Annotated in this window: 12 protein-coding genes and 2 pseudogenes; 5 read left to right on the top strand and 9 right to left on the bottom strand. The window is 55.1% G+C overall.

Going from position 1 to position 11,731, the window contains the following annotated elements; genetic code table 11:
* The first annotated feature begins 88 nt into the window (after positions 1-88).
* Positions 89-274: a hypothetical protein gene (locus tag QZ506_RS14920; RefSeq protein ID WP_291972090.1), complete on the top strand. Its 186-nt coding sequence runs from the start codon at positions 89-91 to the stop codon at positions 272-274.
* Here the strand turns inward: QZ506_RS14920 and cdd are convergent.
* From cdd to bioA, 4 genes and pseudogenes are all read right to left on the bottom strand, one after another.
* A pseudogene (cdd, locus tag QZ506_RS14915) lies at positions 264-1,146 on the bottom strand (cytidine deaminase). The gene QZ506_RS14920 and the pseudogene cdd overlap by 11 nt on opposite strands.
* 189 nt (positions 1,147-1,335) lie before the next feature.
* Positions 1,336-2,031, bottom strand: a complete 696-nt coding sequence (locus QZ506_RS14910) for a CidB/LrgB family autolysis modulator (RefSeq protein WP_291972094.1) — start codon at positions 2,029-2,031, stop codon at positions 1,336-1,338.
* Positions 2,031-2,441 carry a CidA/LrgA family protein gene (locus QZ506_RS14905; RefSeq protein WP_291972088.1) on the bottom strand — a complete coding sequence of 137 codons (411 nt, stop codon included), beginning with the start codon at positions 2,439-2,441 and terminating at the stop codon, positions 2,031-2,033. The genes QZ506_RS14910 and QZ506_RS14905 overlap by 1 nt, the downstream gene beginning before the upstream one ends.
* A gap of 93 nt (positions 2,442-2,534) precedes the next feature.
* The gene (gene bioA / locus QZ506_RS14900; protein WP_291972086.1) at positions 2,535-3,827 is read right to left on the bottom strand and encodes an adenosylmethionine--8-amino-7-oxononanoate transaminase; all 1,293 of its coding nucleotides are present in this window, start codon (positions 3,825-3,827) and stop codon (positions 2,535-2,537) included.
* A gap of 132 nt (positions 3,828-3,959) precedes the next feature.
* Here bioA and bioB point away from each other — a divergent pair, with 132 nt between their 5' ends.
* The 4 genes from bioB to bioD are packed head-to-tail and all read left to right on the top strand — an operon-like array spanning position 3,960 to position 7,602.
* Complete coding sequence (gene bioB, locus QZ506_RS14895; protein WP_291972092.1) at positions 3,960-4,997, top strand: biotin synthase BioB; 1,038 nt, start codon at positions 3,960-3,962, stop codon at positions 4,995-4,997.
* A gap of 5 nt (positions 4,998-5,002) precedes the next feature.
* Entirely contained in the window at positions 5,003-6,175 is a 1,173-nt protein-coding gene (gene bioF, locus QZ506_RS14890; RefSeq protein ID WP_291972084.1) for an 8-amino-7-oxononanoate synthase, read from the top strand.
* Positions 6,168-6,929, top strand: a complete 762-nt coding sequence (gene bioC / locus QZ506_RS14885; RefSeq protein WP_291972082.1) for a malonyl-ACP O-methyltransferase BioC — start codon at positions 6,168-6,170, stop codon at positions 6,927-6,929. Before bioF ends, bioC begins: the two co-directional genes overlap by 8 nt.
* Complete coding sequence (bioD, locus tag QZ506_RS14880) at positions 6,922-7,602, top strand: dethiobiotin synthase (protein WP_291972080.1); 681 nt, start codon at positions 6,922-6,924, stop codon at positions 7,600-7,602. The genes bioC and bioD overlap by 8 nt, the downstream gene beginning before the upstream one ends.
* A gap of 427 nt (positions 7,603-8,029) precedes the next feature.
* Here bioD and QZ506_RS14875 read toward each other — a convergent pair whose 3' ends face one another.
* The 5 genes and pseudogenes from QZ506_RS14875 to QZ506_RS14855 all read right to left on the bottom strand — a co-directional run bounded on the left by QZ506_RS14875 (position 8,030) and on the right by QZ506_RS14855 (position 11,337).
* A complete protein-coding gene (locus QZ506_RS14875) occupies positions 8,030-8,176 on the bottom strand; it encodes a hypothetical protein (protein WP_291972096.1) in 147 nt (48 codons plus the stop codon).
* A gap of 2 nt (positions 8,177-8,178) precedes the next feature.
* Positions 8,179-8,517, bottom strand: a complete 339-nt coding sequence (locus QZ506_RS14870) for a hypothetical protein (RefSeq protein ID WP_291972078.1) — start codon at positions 8,515-8,517, stop codon at positions 8,179-8,181.
* 10 nt (positions 8,518-8,527) lie between these two features.
* Positions 8,528-9,950, bottom strand: a pseudogene (locus tag QZ506_RS14865) (integrating conjugative element protein).
* Positions 9,950-10,942, bottom strand: coding sequence for a TIGR03756 family integrating conjugative element protein (locus QZ506_RS14860; RefSeq protein ID WP_291972077.1), 993 nt, complete (start codon positions 10,940-10,942; stop codon positions 9,950-9,952). Before QZ506_RS14860 ends, QZ506_RS14865 begins: the two are co-directional and overlap by 1 nt.
* A complete protein-coding gene (locus QZ506_RS14855) occupies positions 10,939-11,337 on the bottom strand; it encodes a TIGR03757 family integrating conjugative element protein (RefSeq protein WP_291972075.1) in 399 nt (132 codons plus the stop codon). The genes QZ506_RS14860 and QZ506_RS14855 overlap by 4 nt, the downstream gene beginning before the upstream one ends.
* Positions 11,338-11,731 lie beyond the last annotated feature (394 nt).

Here is an 11,731-nt window from a genome sequence, read left to right as displayed (position 1 = left end):
CCGCGCTGCTTTAGGGCCTTGTTATAAGAGGGCCAGTTGGTGATTTTAAAATTTTGTTTTGCCATGGAGACCTGATTTTGAAACAACTGTGGTGATCTGCTCCGATGATTACCCAAAAGTTCTATTTATTCAACAAAGCCGCGCGGATCTTAAATTACCCAAAAAATATGTACAGAAAATGTTAATTAAAATAGTTACACATGACTTGCGTCACAACATTTTGTCAATGCTCCCCGGTTCATCCATCATTTTTGTGCGCTGTATCAGTCGATAAAGTGCTGCTGTACGTCGGTACACCCTGCTTCCGCTAGAATAATTTGCAACATCACCCACTGACTGATGGTGGTATTGAGCGGCTCAACCAGCGCGGCGCACCCTGTGAATATCTTCACCGGCCAGATTCATCAGGTTCAATGCTACCTGAAGCGGCGGCAGGCTGGGGTTGAACGCGGCATTCTCTGCGTAGCGCCCGGTATACACTGTGCCGCGATCAGTTTCCAGCGCGACGCCGCTCAGCGCATTGCTGTAGGGCGCATGGCTACGGTTTGCTGCGTCCAACGCGGTCTGCGCCAGCAGATCGGCATCGAGCAGGGTGCGTCCGTGATTGACCGGGTCCATCAACAGCGTGGTGATATTCAGGTTCTGCGGTCCAAAGGCGTCAGGTAAATAGTGGTACAACTGCGCGGGTTCGCGCCCCTGCAGATGGATATGCAGCGTGTTCGCACGATTCAGTTCATTCATAAACTGACGGCAATGCCCGCAGGGCGTGTAGTTCACCGTGATACTGGTCAAACCGAGCTCCTAGCGCAGCTAGGCATGGGCTATGGCGCTCTGCTCTGCGTGCAGCGTTTGTTCTAACGGCACGGCAATGAACTCCATGTTAGCACCAAAGTAGAGGTTGCCACTTTCGCCCTGAGCAACGGCACCCACCTGAAATTGAGAAATACGGGCAATGGCGCAGGCAGCCGCGAGTGGGAGTAAGGTGTAGGCTAACGTCTCTGGCGTCAGATCGCATTGGGTACAAAGGATCGTAACGTCGTCAGCAAGCAACATTCCGACAAAGTCAGGACGTTCAAGTATTGGTAGCAAGGCGTGCTGCATTGTGTCAGAAAGTTGTGCAAAAGGGGCGTGATAGCGTGGATGCATAGCGATGTACTCTTTTTGCCATTATTGTTTGTTGTCAGGGTAAAAAGTAGCCTATCAATAAATCGTGATCATTATATCGTCGAACGTGAACTTATTGAAATTAAGATGCATTCTGCGCAATATATCTCAAATTATCGAGCAGAATGCAACGGCGCGGCGATTATCGCGCCGTCTGCATCATCTGTGTCGCTAGTGAAACAGTTGTACCAGCAGCGGAAAGATAAAAGGAGCAATCAGCGAGGTCATGATACCGCAAATCACCAATGCTAATGAGCTGAACGCCCCTTCCTGAAAATCGATCTCGACGCAACGGGCCGTGCCCAGCGCGTGTGACGCCGTGCCCATAGCGAGTCCGCGCGCTGCCTTGGTGCGAATGCCCACGCGATTAAACAGCGTGTGCCCGAAAACTGCACCGAGAATGCCGACAAAAATCACACAAACCGCGCTGATGGCGGGAATGCCGCCGATGGTGCTTGCTACCGCCATAGCGATAGGCGTGGTTACCGATTTAGGCAGCACTGATGCGGCGATCTCGGGCGTGGCACCAAGCCACAGCGCAATGAGCGTACCGGAAATAATGGCCGCCATACTGCCGATAAAGCAGACGCTGATGATGGATTTCCAACGCGCACGGATCTGATGAAGCTGTTCATAGAGCGGAAACGCCAACGCCACCACGGCGGGCTGCAACAGATCGTTCAGCACTTTACTGCCTGCGAAGTAGTTTTCGTAAGGGATATTGAGCAGCAGTAATACCGGGATCAGGATAGCCATCGACACCAGCAGTGGGTTTAGCAGTGGCATTTTGCATTTTATCGCCAACTTGCGCGCCGCGAAGAAGGTCAGCAAGGTCAGGGGTAATGACCACCAGATGTTGGACAACATCATTTTTTCCCTTCCTCATCGGGTGTTTCGTGCGTGGTGATGATGTGTTCGCGTTGCATAAACTGTGTGCAAAAACCGACGACCAGCATTACCACCAGCGTACTGATAAGACAGGACACAACGATGGTGCCAAACTGCTTGCTCAGCAGATCATAGTAATTCATGACGCCCACGCCGATAGGCACAAACAGCAGCGCCATATAGCGAATCATCAATTGGCAGCCGGGTTTTACCCAAGGCGCAGGAAGGATCTGCGAAGCCAGCAGAGCAAAGAGGATAAGCATACCGATAATGCTGCCGGGAATAGTCAGCGGGAGTAACGCGGATATCGCATTACCTGCGAACAGACACAGATAAATAAGTGCGAAAGCGCGTAAATACTGCCCGCAAAGGATTGTCGTATTACGCATGGGAAGTTCCTGATAAGCTGGGGCGATTATCATAGCGCTAATCAATTTAGTGTGCCACAGATCACAGGTTTTTCCCGCTGACTTTCCCCGCCGTTATTGAAACAATTCAGGCCGCTGTACGGCGTCACGCAGTGCGCGGGTCAAGCGTGTTAAGGCCTGTTGCGAGATAATATAGGGCGGTATCACATACAGCAGCTTACCAAAAGGCCGGATCCACACACCGCGCTCGACAAAAAAGCGCTGCACGCGCGCCACGTCCACAGGTCGTGTGGTTTCCAGTACGCCAATCGCGCCCAGAACACGCACGTCCTCTACCAACGCGGCATCCAGTAATGGCACTAATTCAGCGCGCAATTGGCGCTCAATTGCCATCACCTGTTGCTGCCATTCCCCATCTGCCAGCAGTTCAAGGCTGACATTGGCGGCGGCACAGGCCAATGGGTTAGCCATAAAAGTCGGGCCATGCATAAAACAACCCGCTTCGCCGTTGCTGATGGTGTCTGCGACGTTACGCGTGGTCAAGGTGGCTGACAGCGTCAGGTATCCTCCGGTCAGCGCTTTACCCAGACAGAGAATGTCGGGGGCGATATCGGCATGTTCACAAGCAAACAGCGTCCCTGTGCGGCCAAATCCGGTCGCTATTTCGTCTGCTATCAGTAAGATACCGTGGTTATTGCACAACTCGCGCACGCGCTTGAGGTAAATGGGGTGGTATATACGCATTCCGCCTGCGCCCTGAACCACCGGTTCAAGGATAACGGCGGCAATATCATGACGGTGCGTTTCCAGCATATCGCGTAGCGGCTGGATATCAGACTCATACCACTCGCCATCAAAGCGGCTGCGTGGTGCATCGGCAAACAGGTGTTCAGGCAGATATCCCTGATAGAGGTTGTGCATGGCATTGTGCGGGTCACACACCGACATCGCACCAAAGGTGTCACCATGATAGCCGTGACGCAGGGTCAAAAAGTGCGCCCGACGCTCGCCACGCGCCTGCCAATATTGCAGCGCCATTTTAAGCGCCACTTCCACGGCCACCGAACCAGAGTCGGCCAGAAACACACACTCCAACGGTGCAGGCGTAATAGTGACCAGCCGTTGGCATAGCGCGATGGCTTGAGGGTGTGTAATGCCACCAAACATCACATGCGACATCTGAGCTATTTGCTGCTGCAAGGCCTGGTTCAGACGCGGGTGGTTATAGCCGTGGATCGCCGCCCACCAAGAAGACATGCCATCCACCAACTCTCGCCCATCGTCTAGTTGCAGGTGATACCCATGTGCCGCTACCACCGGATAACAGGGAAGGGGGTGTGTCATTGAGGTATAAGGATGCCAGATATAGCGTTGATCAAATTCCAAGTCTGCGTTCGAAAGCAACATTATCAATAAACCGTGTTGTAAACTAAATTAACACTCATGTGGTTGACAGTATAGCGTTGTAATTTACACTTACGCCACATTTTCATGTCGCACTGGCGGCATGGCACCCTGTCGAACAAAGAGGCCAACCATATGGCAGAACGTATTCATTGGACGCTGGAGCAAGCGCAACAACTGTTTGATAAACCGTTTTTAGAGTTGATATTTGAGGCGCAGCAGGTGCATCGTCAGCATTTCGATCCGCGTCAGGTGCAGGTCAGCACGTTGCTCTCCATCAAAACGGGCGCCTGCCCGGAGGATTGCAAATATTGCCCACAGAGTGCGCGTTATCGCACCGGGCTGGAAGCGGAGCGATTGATGCAGGTCGAGCAGGTGCTGGATTTCGCGCGTCAGGCTAAAGCGGCAGGCTCAACCCGTTTCTGTATGGGAGCCGCCTGGAAAAATCCCCATGAGCGCGATATGCCTTATCTGGAACAGATGGTGAAAGGCGTCAAGGAAATGGGGATGGAAACCTGCATGACGTTAGGCACTTTACACGGCGATCAGGCGGAACGACTGGCTGACGCCGGGCTGGATTTCTATAACCATAACCTTGACACCTCGCCGGAGTTCTACGGCAACATCATCACCACCCGTACCTATCAGGAACGACTGGATACGCTGGACAAAGTGCGCCACGCGGGAATTAAAGTCTGCTCCGGCGGCATTGTCGGATTAGGCGAAACGGTGCGCGATCGTGCCGGATTATTGGTGCAACTGGCAAACCTGCCGACGCCGCCGGAAAGCGTGCCAATCAATATGCTGGTGAAAGTAAAAGGTACGCCGCTGGAAAATAACGACGATGTTGAACCTTTCGATTTTATTCGCACTATCTCCGTTGCTCGCATCATGATGCCCACCTCCCACGTGCGCCTGTCTGCGGGTCGCGAACAGATGAGCGAGCAGACCCAGGCCATGTGTTTTATGGCTGGTGCCAACTCCATTTTTTATGGCTGCAAGCTGCTGACCACCCCCAATCCGAAAGAAGACAAGGATTTGATCCTGTTTCGCAAACTGGGTCTCAATCCTCAGCAAACGGAAACGGGGGCCGGTGACAACCAACAGCAGATTCTGCTGGCGCAGCAGGTGCTGGAAGCCGATACTGAACAGTTCTATAACGCTGCCGTGTAACACTTATGGGATGGCAAAAACGCGTAGATACGGCGCTGATCGCGCGCCATGAGCAAGATGCTTATCGCTCACGTATTGTTAATCAGGGCGGTGGGCGTTGGTTGACGCAGCAAGGGCAGCGCTACCTGAATTTCTCCAGCAATGACTATCTGGGCTTAAGCCAGCATCCAACCATTATTGGGGCCTGGCAAACCGGTGCAACGCGCTATGGCGTGGGCAGCGGCGGTTCAGGACATGTCACAGGGTATACCGATGCGCATGCGGTGTTGGAGGGAGAAGTGGCACAATGGCTGGGTTACCCGCGTGCGCTGCTGTTTGTCTCCGGTTATGCCGCGAATCAAGCGGTGGTTGCCGCCCTGATGCAGGGACAAGATCGCATTCTGGCGGATAAGCTCAGCCATGCGTCATTACTGGAAGCTGCCGCACAGTCACCGGCCACTCTGCGGCGCTTTGCGCACAATCAACCTGCAGCGCTGCAACGCCTGCTGGCAGGTTATTGCCCAGGCGAAACCCTTGCTGTCACGGAAGGTATTTTTAGTATGGACGGTGACAGCGCACCGCTGGGGGCACTGCACGCGTTGACGCAGGCGCACGGCGCCTGGCTGATGGTAGATGATGCACACGGGATAGGCGTGTGCGGCCAGCAGGGCCGTGGCAGTTGCTGGCAACAGGGGATAAAACCCGAATTGCTGGTCGTGACGTTCGGCAAGGCGTTTGGCGTGAGCGGAGCTGCACTGTTGTGCAGCGAATCGGTGGCCGACTATTTCTTGCAGTTTGCCCGTCATCTGATCTACAGCACCAGCATGCCACCGGCCCAAGCTTGCGCATTACACGCGGCGTTGTTCTGTATTCAGCAGGGTGATGCGCTACGTGACAGGCTAGGCCGCCATATTGCTCAGTTTCGCGCCGGAGCTGGGGATTTGCCTTTTACCTTGATGCCATCCCACAGTGCCATTCAACCGTTGATTGTCGGCGACAATGTTGCCGCGTTGCGCGTGGCACAGCGTTTGCGTGAACAGGGACTCTGGGTCAGTGCGATGCGCCCGCCCACCGTGCCGCCCGGTAGTGCGCGGCTGCGTATTACGCTGACGGCCAGCCACACGGGTGATGACATCGCCCGTCTGCTTGCAGTTTTGCACTCTGTGGCGTATGAGCAAGGAGAGGGTGTCAATGAGTAATAAATTGCATAACAAGCGGGCCATTGCGCAGGCTTTTGGTCGTGCGGCACAGCGCTACACCCGATTTGCCGAATTGCAACGGACCAGCGGTGAGCATCTGATGACCTTGGCGCTACCGCTGGCCGGACAGCGGATACTGGATGCGGGCTGCGGCACCGGCCATTTCAGTCAACGCTGGAGTGCGCTGGGTAAACAGGTGATCGCCCTGGATCTTTCTGCTGGCATGTTGCAACAGGCTGTGGCTGAACACAGTGCAGATGCCTACGTACAAGGGGATATTGAACATTTGCCGTTAGCGGATGCAAGAATCGATCTTTGCTTCAGCAATCTGGCGGTGCAATGGTGCGAAGATCTGCCGCGTGCGATTGCGACCTGTTATCGGGCCACGCGTCCCGGCGGCGCAGTGGTGTTTTCTACGCTGGCTGAAGATTCCCTCGGCGAACTGGCGCAAGCATGGCTGAGCTTGGATGGATCAAAACGCGTCAATGATTTTTTGCCGTTGGCACAAATCGCCTATGCCTGCCGCCCTTATCGTCATAGGCTCTACCCGCACACGCTGACCTACCGTTTTGCGACCGTAAGCGATGTGATGCACTCGTTGAAAGGGATTGGCGCCACCTGGTTACATGGCGATCGTTCGCGCGGTTTGCTTACCCGGCGGCGGTTACAAGCGCTGGCACAGGTTTATCCTGCTGCACCGGGCGGCTTTCCCCTCAGTTATCATTTGGTTTATGGAATTATTTATCGTGACTAAACGTTGGTTTATTACCGGAACAGACACAGAAGTGGGCAAAACCATCGCCAGCGGCGCATTGCTACAGACTGCTGCACGGGAAGGGTATCGCTGTGCGGGCTATAAGCCGGTAGCTTCCGGTGCAGAGATGACCCCACAGGGCATTCGTAATGAAGATGCTTGCCATCTGCAAGCGTGCAGCAACGTGTCGCTTACTTACGATGAGGTCAATCCGTTGGTGTTTATTGAGCCAACCTCGCCGCATATATTGAGCCGGGTTGAGCAGCAGCACATCGATTTCGAGGTGATGTCGCGCGGTCTGGCGGCCTTGACCGAAAAGGCTGATTGGGTGCTGGTGGAAGGCGCGGGGGGTTGGTTCACGCCACTGACTGTGCAGCAGACGTATGCCGACTGGGTACAGCACGAGAAATTGCCGGTGATTCTGGTGGTGGGCATCAAATTGGGCTGCATCAATCACGCGTTACTGACGGCTCAGGCCGTTACGCAGGCAGGATTGACGCTGGCGGGGTGGATTGCTAACAATATTCAACCGACCGGACGCTGGCATCAAGACTATCTGGAGACGCTGCAACGTCATATTCCTGCGCCGCTGCTTGGCGAAATTCCTTATGTTGATACTCCACATACACTAAATTTGGGGGCGTATTTGGATATTACTCTATTATGTGTCTGAATATCATTATAGTTGCCTACAAATAAGGTGTTTGCCTTCTACGGATATTTTTATCTCAGAACATAATCTATGTTCTATATACCCGTGATCATTGAAGATGCTTGATTTTACTCGGTAAGAAGATCATGCTCACCCACTATGAAGATATTTATTACCGACAAGCAAAAAGCCGAACTCTAACACCTTCATGAGGCTTTGTTGAATAATAGGTAATCATGCTGTTTTTTCATGCCAGTTTTGGTTGAAAATGCTTGCCATCTCAGGTGTACACTTTTCTCATGATGCCTAACTGCATGATTTTACGTTGTGAGGATCCGTCGTTTCGCTGGGCTGCCAGCATAAAATCTATTTATTCAACAAAGCCCATGGAGACCTGATTTTGAAACAACTGTGGTGATCTGCTCCGATGATTACCCAAAAGTTCTATTTATTCAACAAAGCCCCAGATACCCACCACCTTAAATACCAGCGGCAGGACAAATAAGCCGGTGCCCAGCAGGGCGTTCCACAGGCCGTTATTGATCACCCAGCCGAGCAGCGTGAGAAAATACTCAAGATAGCTGTTTGTTGTCATCGTCAGACTCCCGGACCGGTAAACATCGCGTACTCACACAACGCGATAAAAAGCACACTGACCACGCTGATGCGCAGCAGCGGCCGCCGGTACTCCTCCCGAAAACCCGGCGCATGCCGGATTTTCCAGAGGCCCCACGCAACCAGCGCATACAGCGCCAGCCGCCATATCAGCCAGCCGTCGCGCGTCGACTGCATCCAGCGCCGGAATGCAGCAGCCTCACCCGGGTGTTTCATGGCGGTGTCCGCCACCATCAGCGAGACCACCATGAACAGCGCCATGCAGGCGAGGAAGATGCCGGCACGGGTCAGGGCTTTCCTGACAGTCATTTTATTCTGCATGCCTGTTTCCTCATTCGGCCTGTTTCGGCGTGGCCATCTGATTGAAGCGGCTGTCGGTATTGTCATCAGCCTGGGTCTGCGGGTTGGTTTGAACACGCTGGTTCTCGCGCTCGATAATGGTCAGCACAGAGTTGCGGGACAGCTCGCGCTTCATCTCCATCTCGGTTTTGAGCGCCGCGATTTCACGGTCCAGCGCCCCGATGCGCTCACCGGCAGCACCGATTGCCTTTGGCTGGGCGGCGGCATTCGGCTCTGACATACCGGTGACCATCATGCGGCGCATCAGGAGTGCCGTTTCCACCGTGTCGGACATGGCCAGCTCGCCGGCAAGCCGGGCTGTCAGGGCTGCATTATCCGGGTCACGCTGCAGGGCTTTAATCACGCCGGCCGTCACCGGCAGTCCGCCGGTTTTCAGCTTCGCCAGATTCTCCGTCGTGGGCTTCTCTGTGCCGTTGACCAGTTTCACCAGCTGCTCAGCGTTGGCTTTGGTTGCGTCTTCCAGCAGGGGCGCAAACCCGGTGCCGGCAACGGTCGTCCCGGGCTGGTTCCCGGCATCACCGCTGGTGCATTCGCTGGCATTGGCGCAGGTGCGCATGGATTTGTCGCCCAGCACCTTCACGGTCATGGCCGCCGCCTCCTCAGCGCTGCCGAATTTAGAGCACGTGCCGCCGTTACAGCTGCTTTCGCCCACCGTTGAGTTGGGTGATACGGATGGCAGGCTGGCCCGCGCCGCCGCGTTTCTCTCCCCCGATCCAGTTGCTGCCCGACGCGCCAGTGGCGTTCCTGCCTGCATCATCGGCCCGGACCGCATCAGCGTCGCCGCTGTTCACGATGGACTTGTACTCATCCATCATGGCCTGCTGTGTCCAGTTACTGCTGTCGCTGAAGTCCATCATCTTTTTCGCCATGTTCTGGCAGTTGAGCTGTGCCTTGTCGAATGACACATTGGCCTGAAGCACGCCGTTGGTGAGCATGTCATACAGACCGGGGTTGGCCCGCTGAATGACCATCGCCGGCAGACTGGCCACCGCACCGGTGGCCCCCTGAATCACGTCACCCATCAGGTTTTTAAAGCCGGATGTGACGCCGTTGAGCTGGTTGCCGACGGTGGTTTTCAGGTCGAAATTGCCGCACATCATGTCACTGCTCCAGCCGGTGTTCAGCCCCAGCTTCTGCATATTTCCGCGCGTGGCCGGCTGGGAAATGACCGATCCGCCCCCGAGGGTGTAGAACAGCTTGTCCGACACCACACCATCCACGGACTTGCCGTAACCGATGGCGCTGTTGTTCACCTGTGGCAGGGACATGCCAAGGATGGTGTTGTCATCATCGGCCGCATGCGCCGCCGGAAGAACAGTCAGCAGGGATCCGGTCAGCAGCAGGCTTACGCGAACGGCTGAAAATGAAGGTGTTTTTTTCACGGTTTTCCTCATCAGATATCAGTGCTGCCCAGAAATTTCTGCCCGCGATTTTTGCAGCAGCTGTAGGGCTGCCAGAGCGCAAAGGCTTCGTTGTTATCGCTCGCGGCGGTGTGGCTCCAGTCCGGGAAGACGGCACATGACTGTGTCATGTGGGAGGCTAGCCGCTGCCATTTGTGATTGCGTGTGCCGGTGTTTTCCGTGACCTCGCCAGGCGGCCAGTACCCGTCATGGCGGTTGCCTTTGAGCACCTGATACACATGCGGCTGCCCGACGCGGGTGATAATGTCTGCCACACGCTGCGCCACCACGGCAGAGGCTTTGTCATCATCGGTCTGGCTGATAAACCCCGAACGGGGATAGACGTTGCCCCACATATTCGCTGCGGCCTGACTGCCAATTTCCCGCTGACCGGGAACCAGCGCTTCCGGATAGAGGGACTCCGGCACGCCCGTGCGCCAGGCCGCCGAATCTAGCGTGCTCAGGAAGTAAGGCATTAACGGGGTGGCTGCGGTATCACAGGAGTAGCCCGGAATACTGCCGCCAATGAGGGACGTGGCCGGGTGGCCAATCACATCGGCATACTTGAAACGAACTGCGGACTTGCGCTGGCCGGGATTTTTCATGTCGGCCGGATTGGCTCCGCCGGCAGAAACACCGGAAAGCCCGCTGGTCACGGCACTCTCCAGCCCGCCGGCAGTCTGGCTGACAAACGCCATTTCCTGCCACGGGTTGCCGCCCGGCGCGACATAGGTTGAAACCACTGTCTGGGGAATAAAGTGAGTGACTTTGACCGACGTGCGCACCTTGCAGCCAAAGGGGGTGCAGAACAGCCAGTAACAGATGCCGCTGACACGCCAGCTGATAGAGTTTTGCGACACGGCGCTGGCAATAATCTGCGCGGTGTTAAGTGCGGCAACAGCTGCCGGCGCGGTTGCCGTACCCAGCACCGTGGCAACACCCAGCGAGCACAGCGTGGTTCTGAAGCGGGAGGATTTTGTCTTCACTGACCACCTCCCCGGTTACGCAGGGAAGTGGCCACCGCCACATCCGTGGTGCCGTACACCACATCGCGGTCATCAAACACCACCGCCGGCACTTTTTTGATGCCCAGTTCCCACGCCCGGACCACTTGGCGATAAGAATCATTCAGCTGCAGCTGTTTTTGTTGCCAGGCAGGTGATGCCATAACCTGCCTAACCTGTGCTTCGGCCTGCCGGGGGTCTGCAGGCAGCTCACCAAAAATATCGGCCTGCAGCCGGTCAGGACCATCAAGAAGCACCACCGGCACACCCGGGGGCAGGTTTGCCGGCAGATGATGACTGTCAGTGAAGAGAACAGTGCCGGCCAGTACGGATACCGGCAGCAGAGCCGGCAGGAAAGCAAGGGAGGTCAGTTTCATGAATCGGGGCTCCGTCAGACTGAATCGCCTGACAGCGTGCCCGTGGCCGCTCAGAAAAGCCGCAATAAACTGTTTTTCCGTTAACGGAAATTATTTGAAAACCGTCTGGCGAAGAGGAAAACTACCGGTTGATGAGCGAAGATGAGCTTATTCATCGTCACGACTTTTAATTCTGATAGCATAATCCTTGTCAACCATTCCCGCGGAACTGTTTGCATTAACCATGGAAGGTCTCACCCAGTGAAGTTTGTCAGGCTTTGTTGAATAATAGGTAATCATGCTGTTTTTCCGTGCCAGTTTTGGTTGAAAATGCTTGTCATCTCAGGTGTACACTTTTCTCATGAGGCCTAACTGCATGATTTTACGTTGCGAGGATCCGTCGTTTCGCTGGGCT

The organism is Candidatus Symbiopectobacterium sp., assembly GCF_020054415.1.
Lineage (GTDB): Bacteria > Pseudomonadota > Gammaproteobacteria > Enterobacterales > Enterobacteriaceae > Symbiopectobacterium.
Note: the sequence above shows the minus strand (reverse complement) of the source record. Positions and strands in the feature narration are given on the sequence as shown.